This window comes from bacterium, assembly GCA_026414725.1.
GTDB lineage: Bacteria > Ratteibacteria > UBA8468 > B48-G9 > JAFGKM01 > JAAYXZ01.
Genome location: JAOAIL010000002.1, coordinates 120,581 through 140,615, shown reverse-complemented (window position 1 = coordinate 140,615; position 20,035 = coordinate 120,581). Strand labels below are relative to the sequence as shown.

At 32.2% G+C, this 20,035-nt stretch carries 18 protein-coding genes; 5 read left to right on the top strand and 13 right to left on the bottom strand.

The genetic code is table 11. The features are described from left to right. Positions 1-19: 19 nt before the first annotated feature. Genes topA through N3D17_01875 form a run of 3 tightly spaced genes read left to right on the top strand, consistent with a single transcriptional unit; the run spans position 20 to position 3,288 of the window. The gene (topA, locus tag N3D17_01885; protein ID MCX8082139.1) at positions 20-1,885 is read left to right on the top strand and encodes a type I DNA topoisomerase; all 1,866 of its coding nucleotides are present in this window, start codon (positions 20-22) and stop codon (positions 1,883-1,885) included. Beyond that, the gene (locus N3D17_01880; GenBank protein MCX8082138.1) at positions 1,848-2,711 is read left to right on the top strand and encodes a HisA/HisF-related TIM barrel protein; all 864 of its coding nucleotides are present in this window, start codon (positions 1,848-1,850) and stop codon (positions 2,709-2,711) included. The genes topA and N3D17_01880 overlap by 38 nt, the downstream gene beginning before the upstream one ends. Beyond that, positions 2,704-3,288, top strand: coding sequence for a phospholipase D-like domain-containing protein (locus N3D17_01875; GenBank protein MCX8082137.1), 585 nt, complete (start codon positions 2,704-2,706; stop codon positions 3,286-3,288). Before N3D17_01880 ends, N3D17_01875 begins: the two co-directional genes overlap by 8 nt. A gap of 33 nt (positions 3,289-3,321) precedes the next feature. On the opposite strand, the gene cimA is transcribed toward N3D17_01875, so the two are convergent. Next, the gene (gene cimA, locus N3D17_01870; GenBank protein ID MCX8082136.1) at positions 3,322-4,881 is read right to left on the bottom strand and encodes a citramalate synthase; all 1,560 of its coding nucleotides are present in this window, start codon (positions 4,879-4,881) and stop codon (positions 3,322-3,324) included. Between the two features lie 108 nt (positions 4,882-4,989). Between cimA and N3D17_01865 the strand changes: the two genes are divergently transcribed. Then, the gene (locus N3D17_01865) at positions 4,990-6,279 is read left to right on the top strand and encodes a nodulation protein NfeD (protein ID MCX8082135.1); all 1,290 of its coding nucleotides are present in this window, start codon (positions 4,990-4,992) and stop codon (positions 6,277-6,279) included. Then, a complete protein-coding gene (locus tag N3D17_01860; protein ID MCX8082134.1) occupies positions 6,269-6,925 on the top strand; it encodes a TIGR00730 family Rossman fold protein in 657 nt (218 codons plus the stop codon). Before N3D17_01865 ends, N3D17_01860 begins: the two co-directional genes overlap by 11 nt. A gap of 22 nt (positions 6,926-6,947) precedes the next feature. Here the strand turns inward: N3D17_01860 and glmM are convergent, their stop codons facing one another. The 12 genes from glmM to N3D17_01800 form a co-directional block, all read right to left on the bottom strand. Then, a complete protein-coding gene (gene glmM / locus N3D17_01855; GenBank protein ID MCX8082133.1) occupies positions 6,948-8,309 on the bottom strand; it encodes a phosphoglucosamine mutase in 1,362 nt (453 codons plus the stop codon). A gap of 26 nt (positions 8,310-8,335) precedes the next feature. Next, entirely contained in the window at positions 8,336-9,004 is a 669-nt protein-coding gene (gene truB / locus N3D17_01850; protein ID MCX8082132.1) for a tRNA pseudouridine(55) synthase TruB, read from the bottom strand. Further along, positions 8,979-10,001, bottom strand: a complete 1,023-nt coding sequence (locus tag N3D17_01845; protein MCX8082131.1) for a bifunctional oligoribonuclease/PAP phosphatase NrnA — start codon at positions 9,999-10,001, stop codon at positions 8,979-8,981. The genes truB and N3D17_01845 overlap by 26 nt, the downstream gene beginning before the upstream one ends. Beyond that, complete coding sequence (hflX, locus tag N3D17_01840; GenBank protein MCX8082130.1) at positions 9,979-11,100, bottom strand: GTPase HflX; 1,122 nt, start codon at positions 11,098-11,100, stop codon at positions 9,979-9,981. The genes N3D17_01845 and hflX overlap by 23 nt, the downstream gene beginning before the upstream one ends. Next, positions 11,097-11,411: a 50S ribosomal protein L21 gene (gene rplU / locus N3D17_01835; protein MCX8082129.1), complete on the bottom strand. Its 315-nt coding sequence runs from the start codon at positions 11,409-11,411 to the stop codon at positions 11,097-11,099. The genes hflX and rplU overlap by 4 nt, the downstream gene beginning before the upstream one ends. A 25-nt stretch (positions 11,412-11,436) precedes the next feature. Next, a complete protein-coding gene (locus tag N3D17_01830; protein MCX8082128.1) occupies positions 11,437-14,097 on the bottom strand; it encodes a valine--tRNA ligase in 2,661 nt (886 codons plus the stop codon). 5 nt (positions 14,098-14,102) lie between these two features. Then, positions 14,103-14,399, bottom strand: a complete 297-nt coding sequence (yajC, locus tag N3D17_01825) for a preprotein translocase subunit YajC (protein MCX8082127.1) — start codon at positions 14,397-14,399, stop codon at positions 14,103-14,105. Positions 14,400-14,487: 88 nt separating this feature from the next. Beyond that, on the bottom strand, positions 14,488-15,612 hold the full coding sequence (gene tgt / locus N3D17_01820; protein ID MCX8082126.1) for a tRNA guanosine(34) transglycosylase Tgt: 1,125 nt from the start codon (positions 15,610-15,612) through the stop codon (positions 14,488-14,490). Positions 15,613-15,672: 60 nt separating this feature from the next. After that, positions 15,673-16,671 carry a tRNA preQ1(34) S-adenosylmethionine ribosyltransferase-isomerase QueA gene (gene queA, locus N3D17_01815; protein MCX8082125.1) on the bottom strand — a complete coding sequence of 333 codons (999 nt, stop codon included), beginning with the start codon at positions 16,669-16,671 and terminating at the stop codon, positions 15,673-15,675. Positions 16,672-16,754: 83 nt separating this feature from the next. Then, positions 16,755-18,401 (bottom strand): glycosyltransferase family 39 protein, encoded by a 1,647-nt coding sequence (locus N3D17_01810; protein MCX8082124.1) that lies wholly within the window; start codon positions 18,399-18,401, stop codon positions 16,755-16,757. Then, positions 18,392-19,366, bottom strand: a complete 975-nt coding sequence (locus tag N3D17_01805; GenBank protein ID MCX8082123.1) for a glycosyltransferase family 2 protein — start codon at positions 19,364-19,366, stop codon at positions 18,392-18,394. The genes N3D17_01810 and N3D17_01805 overlap by 10 nt, the downstream gene beginning before the upstream one ends. A 9-nt stretch (positions 19,367-19,375) precedes the next feature. Then, a partial coding sequence (locus tag N3D17_01800) for a class I SAM-dependent methyltransferase (GenBank protein MCX8082122.1) occupies positions 19,376-20,035 on the bottom strand: 660 nt, incomplete at its 5' end.

The window sequence follows — 20,035 nt, the reverse complement described above, 5'->3', positions numbered from 1 at the left end:
AATAAAAAAGAGGTGTTTTGTGAATAAAGGACTTGTAATAGTAGAATCGCCTACAAAAGCAAGAACGATTGGGAGTATTTTAGGTAGGGATTATAGAATTATGGCAACAATGGGACATATTAGAGACTTGCCAGAAGGTGAGATGGGGGTGGATATTGCAAATAATTTTAAGCCGAAATATGTGCTTATACCTGGTAAAAAAAAGATAGTGGCAAATCTTAAAAAGGCAGCTGAACAATATAAAGATATTTTTCTCGCTACAGATGAAGATAGAGAAGGAGAAGCGATTGCATGGCATATAGCAAATATTATAGGGAAAGATCCTTCTGATGTGAAAAGGGTTGTCTTTCACGAAATTATCCCTGAATCTGTAAAAAAAGCATTTGATTCTCCACGTTCTATATATATTGACCTTGTAAATTCTCAACAGGCAAGGAGAATTCTTGACCGTATCGTTGGATATACATTAAGTCCGTTCCTTGGGAAAGGTCTTTCTGCGGGACGTGTTCAGTCAGTAGCTTTGAAATTGATAGTAGAAAGAGAAAGAGCAATTGAAAATTTTATTCCACAGATATACTGGATTATAAAAGTAAATGGGATAAAAAACGGAAGAGATTTTTTTATGACTCTTATAGAAATAGGAGAAAAGAAGATAGAAAAGTACGGACTTAAAGATGAAAATGAGGTTGATAATATATTAGAGGATTTGAAAAAAGGAGTATTAATTGTTGTAGATAAAAAAGAAGAAGATAAAAAGATTAAACCGTATCCACCTTTTATTACCAGTACTCTTCAGCAGGAGGCATCTATAAAACTAGGTTTTTCCTCTTCAAAAACAATGGTAATAGCCCAACAGTTATATGAAGGTATCAAAACAGACGAAGGAGATATAGGTCTTATTACATATATGAGAACCGATTCTCCTGCTATAGCAAAGCAGGCGAGAGACCAAGCATTGAAGTATATAAAAGGAATGTTTGGTAATGAATACATTCCTGAAAAACCACATATATATAAAGGTAAAGCATCTGCTCAAGAAGCACATGAAGCTATAAGACCTACATCTGTATTTAGAACACCTGATAGGATGAAGCAATTTTTGAATGAGCAACAGTATAAACTATACAATTTGATATGGAAAAGATTTGTTGCTAGCCAGATGAAAGAGGCAGTTGTAAAAAATGTAAAATTGATTGCAAAAAATGGAGGATATGGATTTATTGCAGAAAGCAATGAAATTGTTTTTGATGGTTTTACAAAATTATGGAATATAAAGGTGGATGAAGGAGAAAGTGTTATTTGTGATATTCAAAAAGGCGAATTATTAGAGGTCAAAGAATATTTTAAAGAACAGCATAAGACAAATCCACCACCAAGATACACAGAAGCGAGTTTAATAAAGGCACTTGAGAAAAATGGTATAGGAAGGCCTTCTACCTATGCTCCTACAATTTCAATTCTTTTCAATAGAGGATATATAAAGAAGGAGAAAAACACATTGGTGCCTTTAAAAATAGGAAAAGCTGTCTGTGAGATTCTTGAGAGATTCTTCCCTGAAATAATCAAAATAGATTTTACTGCAGAGATGGAAGAGTCTCTCGACAAAATTGCAGAAGGTGACAAACAATGGACAGATATATTACAGGAATTTTACAGTAAATATAAAGTTATGTTAGAAAATGCAAAAGAGAAAGTATCTGAATACAATGAGATATTTAATCGTGTTTTAGCAGAAAATAGGGTATGTCCTAAATGTAAAGCATCTCTTGTAGTGAAAAATGGACGTTATGGTGTATTTTTGGGATGTAGTAATTTCCCTAGGTGTACGTTTACAGAAAGGATTGTAGATGCTTATAATTCCAGCAATAGACCTAAAAAGAAGTGAAGTAGTAAGATTATACAAAGGGGATTTCAATAAAATTTCACATTATAATGTGAAACCAGATGAAGTTGTCCGTAGATTCCTTACTGCTGGGGTGAAAAGATTACATATTATATTTTTATGGGGTGCACATACAGGACAATTGTTAGAAGAAAAAGATGTACTGCAAAAGATAGTGAAAATAAGAGATATTTATGATAATACCTGTGAAATTCAAGTTGGTGGAGGATTAAGGAGATATTCTCAGATCAGATATTTTATTGAAGAAGGAGTTGACTATACAATACTGGGGACATCTATTCTAATACCTGTAGCAATGGAAGAGGGATTTCTTAAAAATGAGATTAAACTTTTTTATCAACAGTCAGGTAAGGTATTTAATGAAGAGAAAGAAATTCCTGAAATAGACCTTATTGACAAAATAGATAATAAATTGAAAGAAAAAATTATAGTTTCTGTTGATTACATTAAAGATGAAATAGCCCTGAGTGGGTGGGAAGTTACTCTCCCCTTAACTCCTTATTATGTGATTACAAAATTGTTAAAAAAGGGTTTTAGAAGATTTATTATTACCAATGTTGAGAAAGATGGAACACTCAATGGAATGGATAAAAATTCTGTGGAAGATATCTTAAATAAAATTTATAATTTTTCTGAAAAACCCGATGAAATTATTATTTCGGGGGGAATTACCAGTGAATTAGATATAGAGATTCTTCAAAAAATGAAATATAAGCCCGATGGAGTTATTATAGGAAAAGCTATTTATCAAAACAAATTGGATATTCATACCCTTATAAGAAAGTTTCAGGATAAAAAAAATGCGTAAATTAACAATAGCCTTTATATGTATTTTTTTCTTCTTTCAAACTTTAGCAGTTCCATCAGATATCTTTGAAGGGAGGATTTTTCCCGCGAATAATCGTGATTATCAGAGATTACTTTTACCACGGTTAAAAGAAGCACGTTATTCAGTATATATAATAATGTTTCTTGCAAGTTATTATCCTGAATACTCTGATAGTCCAACAAATATCTTTTTGAAGGAATTAATAGAAGCAAAGAAGAGAGGTGTTAAAATAGAGATTATATTTAACCAGTCAGATAAGGACTATTCTTCTCATGCAACTGTTGAGAATTTGAAAACAGCAAGATATCTTTCCAATAATGGTATATCCGTATATTTTTCTCCACCTGATAGGACTACACATTCAAAAATGCTTGTTATAGACAGAAAATATGTTATAGTAGGAAGTGCGAATTGGTCATATTCGGCAATGGAAAAGAATAATGAAACATCTGTGATTATATATTCGCCAAAACTGGCAGAATATTACATAAAATATTTTGAAAATATCAGAAGAGAATGTTCATTGTTTCTAAAACCCACAGTTGAAGAAGAATGATATATATAGTGATTAGAAAAATCTATAAGATGGTTATTTTACTCTTGTTTTATGTAATTTATATTCAATACTATCAAGCAATGCTAGTAAAGATGCTTCAATAATGTTTTCTGAGACTCCTATTGTTCCCCAAGAACCAGTTTCATCTGCACTTTCTATTATTACTCTTGTTATCGCCGCTGTAGCATCTTCAGGATGCAGTATTCTTACTCTATAATCAGTAAGTTTTATTTTTTCAATTTCAGGATAAAACTTAACCAGTGCTTTTCTCAGGGCATTATCAAGAGCATTGACAGGTCCATTGCCTTCACTGGCAGTATGTTCAACATATTTATCTACTTTAACTTTTACTGTGGCTTCTGATACAACTTTATTACCACGCTTTTCTACAATAACTCTAAATCCTTCCACAGTGAAAAGTTTTTTATACTCACCTATAGTTTTTCTCACTATAATGTCAAAGGAGGCATCTGCTGCTTCAAATTGATAGCCATTATTTTCCATATTTACAATTTTATCTAAAATTTTTTTAATAAGTTCAGGTTTCTTTGTAAGATTATACGTTTTTGTTTTCTGCAATATCGTACTTTTGCCTGAAAGTTCTGAAATAAGAATTCTTCTTTCATTTCCAACTTTAGCGGGGTCTATATGTTCATATGTTTCAGGATTTTTATTAACAGCATCTACATGGACTCCACCTTTATGTGCAAACGCACTCATACCTACAAAAGGTTGAGAATTTGGAGGTATGATATTGGCAACCTCATATATAAAACGGGATACTTCTGTAAGATGAACAAGTTTATCTGTATCCACACATCTGTATCCCATTTTTAACTGTAGTATTGGTATAATTACGGAAAGATCAGCATTTCCACATCTTTCTCCAATTCCATTCATAGTCCCTTGTACATGATTTGCACCCATTTTTACTGCTGCGATAGAGTTTGCAATACCTACTCCTGAGTCGTTATGAGCATGAATACCTATCGGTATTTTAATTTTCAAGGAAATATTCTTTACTATATCTTCTATTTCAAAAGGTAAAGAACCACCGTTTGTATCACATAGAATTATCTTATCCGCACCTGCATCTTCAGCAACTATAAGTGTTTTAAAAGCATATGCAGGATTCTTTTTATATCCATCAAAAAAATGTTCTGCATCAAAGAAAACATATCTTCCTTTTGACTTAAGAAATTTTATAGAGTCCTCTATAAGTTTCAAGTTTTCGTCAAGTGAGATTTTTAAAACATCTTTTACATGAAGGTCCCATGATTTGCCAAATATAGTGATATATTCTGTTCCACTCTCAATGAGTTGTTTAAGAAATGGGTCTTTATCTGCAGTAAGGTTTTTTCTCCTTGTACTGCCAAATGCAACAATTTTTACATTTTTAAATTTTTTATGGCGGACCTTTTTAAAAAAAGCAATATCTTTTGGATTTGAACCTGGCCATCCACCTTCAATAAAGTCAATACCAAACTCATCTAATTTTTCAGCGATTTTCAGTTTATCATTAAGAGTAAAATAAACAGATTCTCCCTGTGCTCCGTCACGAAGAGTTGTATCATATATTTCAACTTTTTTCATATACTCCCCCTCAACGTATAAATATACGTGTTTACAATTTTACTATTATGTATTCTCACTGTCAAAACAGAGATTACATTTATATTGAGAATGTGGTATTATAAAAGTATGAGGAAGATATTATTATTACTTTTTTGTATAACGGGATTTTTATCAGCCGAGAAGATTGCATATAAACTTAATATAGATAGTGCTATAGGTCCTATTACTTACTATCAGATAAAGAATACCCTTAACCTTGCTGAGAGGAATAATGCAGATTTTGTTTTATTGATAGTTGATACTCCAGGTGGACTTCTTTCTTCTACAAGAAAAATTGTTCAGGAGATACTTTCCTCCAATATTCCTGTTATTGCCTATGTCTATCCTAAAGGAGCACAGTGTGCTTCAGCAGGGGTTTTTATTGTACTTTCCTGTCATGTTGTAGCTATGTCCCCTGCAACAAATATAGGTGCTGCTCATCCTGTAACAATTACAGGACAACAGGAAGATAAGATGGAAGAAAAGGTAGTAAATGACACAGTTAGTTTTATTAAAAGTATTGCTGCCTACCGTGGAAGAAATCTTAAGTGGGTAGAGAAAGCAGTAAGAGAGAGTATTTCTTCTACAGCAGAAGAAGCACTTAAAGATAATGTTATAGATATAGTTGCTAATGATATAGAAGAACTTCTGGTATCTGTTGATGGAAAAATTATAAAGGTTAATGAGTTCAAAGAGGTAGTTTTATCAACAAAGGATATTCGGCTACTGACACCAGAAGAGACATTTAAAGAACGTATTCTTAAAACTATTTCTGACCCAAATATTGCTTATCTTTTGTTAACAATAGGAATGTTAGGAATTTTGATTGAACTTTATCATCCTGGTGTTGGTCTTCCGGGTATTGTTGGTACAGTTTCTCTTATACTTGCCTTTTTTGCTCTTCATACCTTACCTATTAATATTGCAGGATTATTACTTATTGTAGTAAGTTTTATTCTATTCGTTATAGAGGCAATTACTCCTTCTTTCGGATTGTTTATAATATCCGGTACCATAACATTGTTTTTAGGTTCATTTTTCCTTTTCAGACCAGAAGGAGAATCCGGTATATCAATTTTCCTAATAATCGGCTTGACAATAATAATACCTCTTATACTATCGTTTGCTATATGGTTCATGTTAAAAACAAAGAATAGGAAAATCGTTACAGGTAAAGAAGGACTTATTGGAGAAATTGGAAGGGTTGTAAAGGCATTAAAACCGGAAGGACTTATTTTTATTCAGGGAGAATACTGGAGAGCGAGGAGTACTTTCGGAGAAATTCCTGAAGGTAAAGAGGTTATAGTACGAAGATATGAGGATTTGTTTTTAATAGTTGACCCTGTTAAAGAAGCAGGGAGGAAAAATGAGGAATAAAGGATATGAATCAGATGCGTGGAGAATATTCAGAATAATGTCAGAGTTCGTAGATGGATTTGAAACACTTGAAAAGATAGAAAATGCTGTAACTATATGGGGTTCTGCTAATGTTGGGAAAGACGATAGATATTATAAAAAGGCAGTGGAGACAGCGAGATTACTTGCAGAAAAAGGATATGCTGTTATTACGGGAGGTGGTCCCGGGATTATGGAAGCAGCAAATTTAGGTGCAGTACTTGGTAAAGGTGAATCAATAGGAATAAATATTGAACTTCCACATGAACAAAAGCCCAACCCATATATAAAAACATTGATATCATGTAGATATTTTTTTACAAGAAAGGTTATGTTTGTAAAATATGCAAAAGGTTTTATTATTTTTCCAGGTGGGTTTGGAACACTGGATGAATTTTCAGAAACAATAACACTTATTCAGACAGAAAGAATTCATAGGTTCCCTGTGGTACTTATAGGTATTGAATACTGGAAAGGACTTATTGAATGGATGGATGAAGTACTTGTAAGTAAGGGATATATAGACCGTATGGATATGGATATTTTCAGAGTTGTGGAAGAGCCTAAAGAAGCAGTAAGATGTATAGAAGATTTTTATAAAAGGAGAGATAACACAAGGAAGAGATAGTCCTATTGTTATTTTTTGTGGTTTATGTATCTACTTTTTGAGCGAATTCCGATAAATATTTTTCTGCAATATTTTTACTTCTGGCTTCAACATAAATTCGTATAACTGGTTCTGTTCCTGATGGCCTTATGTGAATCCATCCATCATTTCTTATTATTTTTATTCCATCCTCCATATTTATGTTTTCTTTATCTATTATCTGTTTCCTAATCCTGTTTAATATCTCTTCTACTTTTTTTCTATCCGAAATGTTTATCTTCTTTTTTATCATAAAGTATTTTGGCATTTCATATATTATTTTAGAGATATTTTTCTCTCTATAGGATAGATATTCTAAAATTAAAGCCATGCCGACAAAACTATCTCTTCCGTAATGTACATCAGGAAAAATGACCCCACCATTTCCTTCTCCCCCTATGACAGCATGAGTTTCCTTCATTTTTTCAACAACATTTATCTCACCTATCTTTGTTCTATAAACAGAAATTCCTGAATCCTTAACTACATCATCTATAAGTGATGTAGTAGAAAGATTAACAACAATATTTCCTTTCCTATGATATTCAAGAATATCTCTGGTACAAAGAACAATAACTATTTCTTCTCCAGGGATAACCCCGTCTTCGCAAACAATAGCCAGACGGTCACAATCAGGGTCCTGAGCAAATCCAATATCTGCCTTCTCTTTTATAACTTGTTCAGAAAGAGTAAGAAGATTTTCTGGTAGTGGTTCAGGATTATGGGCAAAAATACCTATGGGGTCCTTATTTATTATTTTTACATCGCAACCGAGTCCTCTCAAAAATTCTTCTGTGATGATTGCACCTACTCCCTGACATACATCAACCACAACCTTAAATTTTTTCTTTCTTATTCTTTCAGCATCTACTACTTTATATATGCTTTTGAAATAATTGTCAGTATATTCTTCTGAAGAAAGAAATCCTGGTTCCTTTGATACAATAACAGACCTTTTATAATAGATATCTAGAAGTTTTTTCATCTCCACTTCATTCAAAAATGTCCCTTTTTCAGAGAAGAATTTTATACCATTATATTCTTGAGGATTATGACTTGCTGTAATTACTATTCCTGTAGATCTACCCCCCAATTCTTTTTCTATTATGTATCCCATTTCAGGTGTAGGTGCGATTCCGAGGTCAACAACATCTTTGCCTGTACATAAAATACCTGTGATTATAGCATCCTTTAATGACCTACCACTTTTTCTTGTATCACAACATACAAGAACTTTTTTTGTTTTTACATAACTTCCAAATACTACCCCAAAGTTAAAGACAATTTCAGAGGTGAGAAAGTCAGGGTATATTCCTCTTATACCTGCAACACTTATCTGTAATTCATTTTTTATTCTATCGCTCATATTACATTTTAAAGTTTAAAAAACTACTAAACAGTAATAATATATCGCTCCAGTCCGTTTTTCTCTAATTCTTCCAATGTAACTGTATCTTCTATTTTAAAATCCCCTACCCTTATTCTTTTCAGACCTGTCTGTGTTCCTCCACAACCAAGTTTGTTGCCAATATCTCTACATAATGCTCTTATATAAGTACCCTTTGAACAAATAACCCTGAATTTCACATAAGGGAGAGAGATATTTATTATATCAATCTTTTTTATAAAAACCTTTCTTACAGGCGGAGATAAAGATATTCCCCTTCTGTGTAGTTTGTAGAAAGGTGTCCCTTCTTTTTTTATTGCAGAAACAATAGGAGGAATCTGTTCAATTTCACCTTCAAAACTTTTTATAATATTTTTAATCTCTTTCTCATCAACATTAACCTCATTTTCTTTTATAACTTTTCCATTGATATCATCTGTGTCTGTTATAACTCCAAGTAGTAATTTTGCTTCATATTCTTTTTCCATATTCATAAATTTTGTGCTCATTTTAGTAGCTTTTCCCACACAGATAATAAGAATTCCTGAAGCAAGGGGATCAAGTGTTCCTGCGTGTCCTATCTTATCTCTTAATCTAAAAGTCCTTTTTATAAATCGTATTACATCATAGGAAGTAATACCTTCTGGTTTATTTACAGGGATTATCCCGTTCATAATTTCTTAAAGATTTTATTTTATCAATTTCGTTAAGTATTTTTTCTTCTACTTCATCCAATGATGTGCCTGTAAAATAACAACCCGCTGCTTTTTTATGTCCTCCTCCACCAAATTTTGCAGCTATTCTTTCAACATCAAATCTTCCCTTACTTCTTAAACTTACTTTTATTACATTATGTGTCTCTTTAATCAGGAATACTATATTCGCCTCTTTTATCTTTACCAGCAAATCAATAAAATTTTCTGTATCTTCCTCTTTTGTTCTGGTATTTCTGTACATATCCTGACTTATCTTCATCCAGCAGACCTTTTTCCTTCTTTCAAATTTTAAGTTTCTTAGTGCGAGGGAAAGTAGTTTAATAGACCTAAAAGGCCTTTCTAAATATACCTTTCTCGCAATTTTTACAGGAGAAATACCTTTGTTTATTAAATTCTGTATAACTTCCATAGTAAATGGGCTTATATTATAAATGAAATTTCCTGTATCTGTAAGTATTGCTGTGTAAAGACACTCTGCTTCTTTTCTAGAAATATCTTTATTAAAACAAGATATTAAAAAGTAGACCATCTCACCTGTTGCTGAGAAATGGTGATTTATCCAATTTATATTTGCAAATCCGGGATTAGAAAAATGGTGGTCTATATTTACAATAATTTTTGCTCTTTTTACAAGTTTGAAAACACTTCCTGTTCTATCGGCGGAGCCACAGTCAATAACTATGGCAATATCCGGTACTATTAAAGTATCTGATATATATGTCTGAATTTTTCTTGTATAGGGTAAAAATTTATATATAGCAGGTATACTGTCCTGGTTTATAATAATTGCTTCTTTTCCTGCTCTTTTTAATGCACTGTAAAGTGCAAGTTCACTTCCTATAGCATCTCCATCTATATTACGATGAGTTGTGAGTAGAAAATATCTTCCCTTTTCTATCACTTCTACTATCTCTGAAATTTTTTTTGTGTCATTAAGTCCTAACGGGATTCCCATATAGAACCTCTTTTATCCTATCTTTTAAAGTATCAATACCCTCACCTGTATATGTAGAGATGAAAACAGCCTCAGGATATCTATCCTTGATGATATGCAGGTCCTCTATATTTAAAAGGTCTATCTTATTATACACATCAATTTTAGGTTTATCCTCACAGGAAAGTAGTTTAAGAACGTCTATAACAGTCCTGTATTGCTTTTCCATATTTGGTAAAGAGCAGTCATATACACAGAGGATAAGGTCTGCAAAACTGACTTCTTCAAGAGTGGATTTAAATGCTTCTATCATATGGTGAGGTATATTATGAAGAAGTCCTACAGTATCTGTTATAAGACATATTCTGTTTTCTCCCAGATAGACTCCCCTTGTTGCAGGGTCCAGTGTAGAAAATAGTTTATTGGCTACATAAAGTTCTGAGGAACTCATTTTGTTTATTATGCTTGTCTTCCCTACATTAGTATAACCAATTATAGAAACCAGAGGGAAATTTTTTCTTTTTCTTGACCTTCGGATAATTTCTCTATGTTGTTCTATCTCTTTTATCTCCTCTTTTAGACGATGCATTCTTTCTTTAATTCGTCTTCTATATACTTCAAGTTTCATTTCTCCGGGACCTCTTGTTCCGAAGCCTCCTCCTGTTCTTGAAAGAGATATACCATAACCAGTTAATCTCGGAAGTATATAGGAAAGTTGGGCGAGCTCAACCTGGATTTTACCTTCTCTTGATTTTGCATGTTCTCCGAATATATGAAGTATAAGTTCTGTCCGATCAATTACTCTTATTTTTATATAGTCCTCTAAATTTCTCTGTTGGACAGGTGTAAGTTCAGTGCCGAATATAAGAAAATCAATTTTCTCTCTGTCTGTATATGCTTTTATTTCTTCAAGACGTCCTTTACCAATATAGGTAGCAGGATGGACAGTATCTTGCCTGTAGATAAATTCTTTTATAACTTTAAGACGTAATGTTGCTGATAAAAATTCCAATTCTTTAACCGCTTCTTCTGTCTCATATTCTTTATGTTCTCTAAATGCAACAAGAACTGCTTTCCTTCCTGCGAAGGTACCAGAAATTATCTCTTTAGAGGTCTTCACTTTTTTTCTATCGTTGATACTTTGATTACCATCAACTTATCTCTATGCCCATATCCTCTCTTATATCCAGTTTTGGATTTTTTCTTGAAGGAATAGACCTTTTTGCCCTTTTTTTCTTCAACAATATCACATATGACCTTTATATTTTTAAGTTTTCTGGCATCGGTGACTATTCCCTGTTCATCTATACAGCACACAGGGATAAGTTGTATCTGATCTCCAACTTTTTTGTCTTTGATTCTAAAGGTTGAAAACAACATCCCCTCTTTTACTCTTACCTGTTTCCCATTGATATTAACAAAAACATCCATATTTCTCCTTTCTTTTATCTTGTTTTTACTTTCCCACTATAAAATTTATGTCTTTCCTTATATTTTCCAGAGCTTCTTCTAACTGTTGTTTTTTCTCTTTTTCCTTCTGTTGAACCTCTTCCGGTGCTTTTGATATAAAATCAGGACTATTTAACTTTTTTTCTATCTTTACAAGATGACTGTTTAACTTAAACTCTTCTCTGTATAGTTTATCAAGCTCTTTCGGGATATCTATTATACCCTCAAAAGATATTCCAATTCTACCCTCTCTTAAATTTTTTATCAATAGATTTTCTTTTTTACCTTCTGGAAAACTAGAAATTTTATCTACCCCAGCCAGTTTTGATATTATTCTAAGAGATAATTCTTCCGGAATATGGTCAAAATAACAACTAATCTGTCTTGAGATAGGAATACCAAAACGCATTTTAAGATTTCGTATACTCGTTATTATTTCCATAATATCTTCCATATTTTCTATAATTGTTTCTTCTCTGATAATGCCACGTCTTTCAGGCCACGAACTTATCATTATACTGTTTTGTTCTAAATTGCAATAGTTTATAAAAATCTGCCATAATTTTTCTGTTATAAATGGTATGAAAGGATGTAACATTTTTAAAAGGGTTATATGTATATGAAATAGTATAGGTATAACTTTTTCTTTAAAATAATCTTCTTCATATCCCGTATATACCTTAGATATTTCAAGATACCAGTCACAAAAAGTATGCCAGAAAAAGTCATAAAGTGTGTTTATGGCTTCGTTAAGTCTAAAATCATTCAAAGCATTAGTTGTTTTTTCAATACACTCATCAAGGACTGTAATAATCCACTTTTCAGGGAATTTTATCCCTTCAAATCCTTCTGGTAATATAATTTTGTCTTTAGACTTCTCTGCAGTACTGATAATAAATCTGGATGCATTCCATAGTTTGTTTGTGAAATTCCTCCCCTTAATATAAAATGTCGGGGAAAGGAATACATCCTGACCTGCTGATGTCATAGAGATTAGCCCAAATCTTAAACTATCTGCTCCATAGTTTTCAATAATATCAAGAGGGTCTATTATATTACCAAGTGATTTACTCATTTTTCTTCCAGTTTTATCTCTTACTGTTCCATGTATTACAATATTTGTAAATGGTTGTTTTCCCATAAATTCATAACCAGCCATTACCATTCTTGCAACCCAGAAGAAAAGAATTTCTTGAGCGGTTACAAGGGTATCTGTAGGATAATAAATTTCAAGGTCTTGTGTTTGTTCAGGCCAGCCAAATACGGAAAATGGCCATAACCATGAAGAAAACCATGTATCAAGTACATCCGGGTCCTGATAGATATTAGACCCTCCGCAAGATGGACAATTAACAGGAATATCTATAGAAACAAAAATACCTTTTTCTGAGTTATTTTCATAACATTCCTTACAATACCATACAGGTATTCTGTGTCCCCACCATATCTGTCTGCTGATACACCAGTCCTTGATATTATATAACCAATTAAGATAAACCTTTTTCCATCGTTCAGGATGAAATTTCAAAATATTTTTTTCCGCTGCTTCTATTGCTGGTTCTGCAAGAGGTTTCATCCTTACAAACCACTGTGAGGAAAGATAAGGTTCTATTACAGTATCACATCTGTAGCATATCCCTATCCTTGTAGTATATGATTCCCTTTTTGTTAGAAGTTTCATTTCATCTAATGCTTTGACTATTTCTTCTCTACATTTAAACCTATCCATCCCTTTGAATCTTCCTGCAAAGTCATTCATTATTCCTTCTTCATTAATAACAATAACAAAAGGTAGATTATGGCTTGTCCCTATTTCAAAATCCACAGGGTCATGGGCAGGGGTAACTTTTACTGCTCCAGTACCAAATTCTAACTCTACTTTTTCATCCTGTATAATCGGTATAATTCTATCTACGAAAGGTAGTTTTATCTGTTTTCCTATAAATCTTTTGTATCTTTCATCTATTGGATTAACTGCAACAGCAGTATCTCCCAACATTGTTTCTGGCCTTGTTGTAGCGACCTCAATAAAACCTCCATCTATAAGAGGATATTTTATATAGTAAAGAAAAGTATCTTCATCTCTATAATTTACTTCTTCATCAGAGAGTGCTGTTCCACATCTACAACACCAATGGATTATACGTTTTCCTTTATAAATAAGTCCCTTGTTATAAAGATGGATAAAAGCTTCTCTAACAGCATGAGATAGCTCTTTATCCATAGTGAATCTTTCTCTTGTCCAATCACAGGAAGCACCCAATTTTTTTAATTGAAATATAATAGTTGAGCCATATTTTTCTTTCCATTTCCAGACTTCTTCAATAAATTTCTCTCTACCGAGCGTTTTTCTGTCTAAATTTTTCTCCCTCAGCATCTTTTCAACAACATTCTGTGTGGCTATCCCTGCATGGTCTGTTCCTGGAATCCATAATGCGTTGAATCCTGACATTCTCTTCCACCTGATTAAAATATCTTGTATAGTATTATTAAGAGCATGTCCCATATGAAGAACACCTGTTATATTAGGAGGAGGTATTACTATTACATAATATTTTCTTTCTTTCCTATGATAAAAAGTGGAAAAGTAACCACTCTGTTCCCAGAACTTATATAGTTCTGTTTCTATTCCTTCAGGATTATATTGCGGAGGGAATTTTGCTTCCATCATTTTTATGTCTGTGGTTTAATTACCTGAGATATAGCATTTTTTATAAAATCAATTTTAACTCCATCTTTAAACTCAATAGTTATTATATTATCTTTGATTTTGCTTACAGTTCCAATCGCACCACCTATTGTAATAACTCTATCTCCTTCTTTAAGTTCATCCAGCATTTTTTTATGTGCTTTCTGCTTTTTCTGTTGAGGTAAAATTAAAAGGAAATAAAAAACGAAGAATATCAATATAAGTGGGAATAAAGCACCTAATGGATTTGTTTGTACTGGTTGTGTTTGTGCAAATATCATTTTTTATCCTCCTCTTTTTTTTATTCCGTTTTGCTTCTTTCTCTCCTTTTTTATATGATGGGAGAGTAATAGATAAAAAAAATGAATTTCAGATATTATTATACTTCTTTTCAAAGTTTTTGCGAAATTTTCTGAAAGACCCTTCTTTTATGCTTCTTCTAATGTCTTCCATAAATTTTATTATGAAATAGATATTATGATAAGAGTTTAATCTTAAACCCAAAATTTCATTTGTATTAATAAGATGTCTTATATATGCTTTTGTATAATTTTTACAGACAAGGCAATTACACTCTTCATCCAGAGGAGAAAGGTCATTTTTATATCTGCCTGCCTTTATATTTATCTTTCCTTTTGAGGTAAGTGTGGAGCCAGTTCGTGCTATATGTGTGGGCATACCACAATCAAAAAGGTCTATACCCATCTCTACCATATCCAGAATCTGTAAAGGCATCCCGAGTCCCATAAAATATCTTACTTTCTCTGAAGGGAGTTGTCTAACTGTAAATGAGATAGTTTCAGTTGTTTTTTCAAAGGGTTCTCCTATACTTAAGCCACCTATTGCAAAACCGTCAAAGTTCATATATAACATTGTTTCAAGACATCTTTCTCGCAGTTCATTATATATTCCACCCTGTATAATACTAAAGAGTTGTTGCCCTTCTATTTTTTTGGCATTGAAAAAGTCAAGGCATCTTTTAGCCCATTTTATCGTAATCTCTACACTTCTTTCTACTTCTCTATAGTCATCCCATAATTTAGGGCAATAGTCAAAAGCCATTATAATATCTGCTGCAATTTTATTCTGGATTTCAATTGACTTTTCAGGTGTTATAAAGTGTAGTGAACCATCTAACTTTGACCTGAAATAAACACCATCTTCTTCTATCTTAACATTTTCTAAACTGAATATCTGAAACCCCCCGCTATCTGTTACAATAGGTCTGTACCAGTTCATAAATTTATGGAGGGTACCTGCTCTGGTTATAATATCTATACCTGGTTTTAAATAAAGATGGTAAGCATTGGAGATAAGCATCTCTACTCCTATTTCTAAAAGGTCTTCCGAGGAAAGTGTTTTAACTGTCCCGAGTGTAGCAACAGGCATAAAACATGGTGTTTGAACAATCCCATGGGATGTATATATCTCGCCTATCCTTGCATCTGTCCCTTCATCTTTTTTAAGTACCTTAAATATACATTTCTCCATCATTTACTTCCTTTTCACAACTTCCTATTTCTAAAGAAGAAAAACTCAGATTAATGTTAATTTTTACACAATTAACATTGCATCTCCATATGAATAGAACCTGTATTTTTTTTCAATAGCAATTTTATATGCTTTTTCTATAAAGTGGGTTCCTCCAAAGGCACATACGAGTAAAAGATGGGTTGAACCCGGTAAGTGAAAATTTGTAATAAGAGCATCTACGATTTTAAACTTGAAACCGGGTTTTATAAATAGGTCTGTATATCCACAGGAAGGAATAATTCTACCTTCTTTTACAGAACTCTCAAGTGTCCTTACTGTACTTGTTCCTACAGCAATCACTCTCCTTTTTTCTTTTTTTGTTTTATTTATTATTTTAGATGCTTCTTCTGAAATCTCTATAAACTCTTCTCCTACTTCTTTTTCTGTATCTCTTAATATCTTGAACGAAGCCCATCCAATATGTAGAGTTATATAAGTAATATTAATCCCCTTATTTTCAATTTTCCCCAGTAGTGGATTAGTAAAATGCAATCCTGCTGTTGGTGCTGCGACTGAACCTTCTTTTTTACCATATACTGTCTGATAAAATATATCATCCTCTTTTTCAGGCTTTCTCTTTATATAAGGAGGAAGAGGTATCTCTCCAAAATTAAAAATTTCCGATTCTTTATCTGTAGGGAATTCTATTATATAACTTCCCGTTGCGGTTCTTTCCAGAATCTTTAAGGATAGTTTTCTATTTTCTTTTATTACTTCGCATTCCTGTTTTTGTTTTATATTCCCTCTGATTAAAACTTCCCATATATATGGTTGTGTTTTTCTTAATAGAAAAATTTCAATTTTCCCTCCTGTATTTTTTTTACCTCTTAAACGAGCAGGTATTACTTTTGAATCATTTAATACCAATGTGTCTCCTTCCTCAAAATATTCTGTAATCTCATTAAATATATTTTCTTTTATCTCTCCTTTATTTCTATTCAACACCATTAACCGTGCTTTATCCCTTTTCTTAAAGGGATACTGTGCTATTAATTCTTTTGGTAAATGGTAATCAAACATTTCTTTTTCCCTTTATGTTCGCATCTTTCTCTTCTTATAATCCTATCTGATAAAAAGAGTTGGAGAGAAGAGAAAAGATGTAGTTAATTATTATAAATGACTTTTCTGTAAATCACAATAGAAGGATTCAGATATATTAAATCCTCAGGCAGGGTTTTAAATCTGAAAGATATAAATCCCAAAGATGGATATTTTTCAAATCGCATTTCTTCTGTATACATCCCTGTAGCAATAAACTCTTTATAAAAATTAATTCTTTCTTTCTGTAATTTAAGAGGGTAAGGAGGAATTGGTGCCTGAAATGAAGAAAGAATAAAGTAGTCAGGTTGTGTTTCTTTTAACGATTCAATATCATATCCTGTGACCTCTACCTTATAGACATAATAATCAAAAGGTGGCATCTGAAACTGCCATGGTACTTCTGTAACGCCTATACTACTACCTGCAGGGATATTTTCTTTAATCCATACACCCGCTTCTGTGCGTATATTTTCTTTTATAAATAGCATTTCAAATGCCATTCCATATATAAAAGTACTTATTAATACGAGCGATAATATCCCTTTTTTTAAAAATTTTACAAGATTTATCTTAGAATAAGAGAACCAGAAATCAATACCTAATATTATAAATAGTGGCACAATTGGAAGGATATAACGGGCAAATTTCCCACTACATGAAGAGAGAACAAAAAAGAAGAATAATCCCCAAAGCAATATTAAAATTCTCTCACGTTCAAAAATTTTCTGTCCTGAAAAGATAATTCCAATAAAGAGAAAAACAAATAACAATAATCCTAATCCATATTTCAATGAAAGAATGTAAAACAAAGGAGTAAAAGAAAAAGCAACACTACCCTGTCCTGTTCCAAAGAATAATTCTTTTAAAGCAAAAAAGCAGAAAGGATTAAACAAAACAAAAGAAAATAGAAATCCACAGAAGGTCAATGTAAACTGTTTAAACAAATCTTGTATTTTCTTCTCTGTTAATAGTATGGCTAAAATAGATATGAAAAATGAGAGGATGAAAGTAATCTTTGTTCCTGCTGCAAGTCCTGTAAAGAGTCCGATTATTAAAGGACCTGATTTCCACTTATCCTGACAATATCTTATGGAAAGATATAGTGAGAGCATTATCCAGAAAGTTCCTGGAATATCTACATACATATAGTGAGAATTTAAGAGGAATAAAGGAGAAAAAATTAATATAATAGAAGCGATAAAAGGAGCAGTTCTATTTTTTGAAATTTTTCTCGTGATAATATAAGTGAGTAAAACTATTCCAAGACCGTAAATGAGACATATTATCCTGCCAGTTAAATAGAATTTTGCAATTTCTTCAGGATGTAAGAAATAATATGTAATATCTTTGTTTAGATGGACAAGACCAGTAAAAGAAAGAATGAATAACAGAAAACCATACATATAAAGATAAACACCGCCTATTGAAAACTGCCCTATGGAAAATTTTAACGAAGGGAGATTGATAGATTGAAGTGTTTTTATAATAAAATACTCATCAGGGTGATAACTTCTTATCGGATTATAAGTATAACGTGGTAATTTACCATGAGAAAATTCTATATCGTTTAAATTTTGTTCAAGAGAAGATGACTGGTAAAAATAAATTTTATTAAGATATGATGAGGGTAGTCCCCATTTTATACCTGAAATACCTGTAATTAGGTATATCAAGGCGAGAATTACAATAATTTTTTTTTCTATAGCCATTTTTTATTTAAAGTAGATTTTACATATGCAGAAAAATATGCTCCCGTTGTAAGAAAAACCATAAGAGGATGTAGCAACCATGCTGGTTCTTTATCAATTATCCACATTTTTATACCTGTAAGAAGTTCCGGAATAAATAATAGATTTTTTATAGTCCTCATACCCAACCATATCTTTTCTTTTTTTGTAGTAGGCATCCAAGTAAAGTCCCTGCCTTCTTTTTGAATACTGAAATATACAGTTGCCCACCAGAACTTTTTTCTTGTGAATTGTACTATACTATCTGAGATAAGATGGTGAAGATGAGCGTTTTTAGGGATTGCAACCGTAGATATATTATTTTTAGCAAGGTTATAGACAACATCAGTATCATGGGTATATCCTCCTATTATATCAAGTGTTTTTTTCCAGATAGTAAAGTAATAGCCTCCTGTTATAATGAAATTGTCTAAAGTAATTTTATAAACCCAGTAGTCACCTCTATCAATGAGTTTTAGTTTTCTCAGTGCTAAGAGAGAGTCAATGGACTTATATGAAACAAATGGGTCAGTTCCAATCAAACTTAGATATCTATTTACCGCTTTATCTGTTTTTACTACAGCCATTCTACATATACAGAAATTGATATATGGGTCATTTATCAATGGTTTAACCATTTCCATTAACCATGTATCTTCAACAAGTGCATTATCAGAGTCAATAAAGATTAATATATCTCCAGAACTATGTATATATCCAAGCCATTTTCCCCTGCCTTTACCTTCTGGATATTTTTCTTTGTTATAAAAAACTTTGATACCCATATTTTGAAGAAGTTCAACAGTTCCATCGGCAGACCCACCATCAGATGCAATCAATTCTATCTCCCCAGGGTATTTCTGTTTTTTTATACTGGTAAAACATCTTTCTGCATTGTTTTTACAGTTGTAGGTACATACAATAAAAGAAATTTTAGGCCAGTTCATTTTACACTTCTATATTTCTGGTTTTTTAGCTATTAAGTAAATACTCCAATGTTTTATTGCTACTCCTGAGGCAAGAATTATAAAACCTTTGTTTTTAAATAATTCTTCTAAATTTTCCAAAGTGAAACTCACTTTATGTGTAGGGTCTAATCCAGTAGAATCCACATATCTATCGTCAGGAACAATAACTCCTATCTTACCCCCTTTTTTTAACACTCTCTTCCATTCCATCAGAGTTTTATCTGGATGTGAATAATGCTCTAAATTATGTTTTGCTACAATAAAGTCAAATTCCTCATCTTTAAAAATATGGAGATTGTCTCCAGAAATAACATAATCTGCTACTGAGATTTTTCCTTTTTGAGAACCAAATCTACCTTTCTCCCCAGGCGCGATAATATCTATTCCTATGCAAGAAGGAGAAACTTTTTCAGCACCACATCCAATATCTAATCCCCTCCCTTGGATAATTGAAAGAAGAAGATTCTTTTCTCGGTGTTGATAATGAGGGAAGAGTAATCTTATATGTAGTTCTATCTTCCTTATGAAATTATTTCTATTTAAACTTTCTATAGCCCCACATAAAAAGCCAATTCCATAACCGGTATGTATTATAAAGAAAATAGCGGGGATAAGCAATAAATATTTAATATTTTTATTTTGAACTGC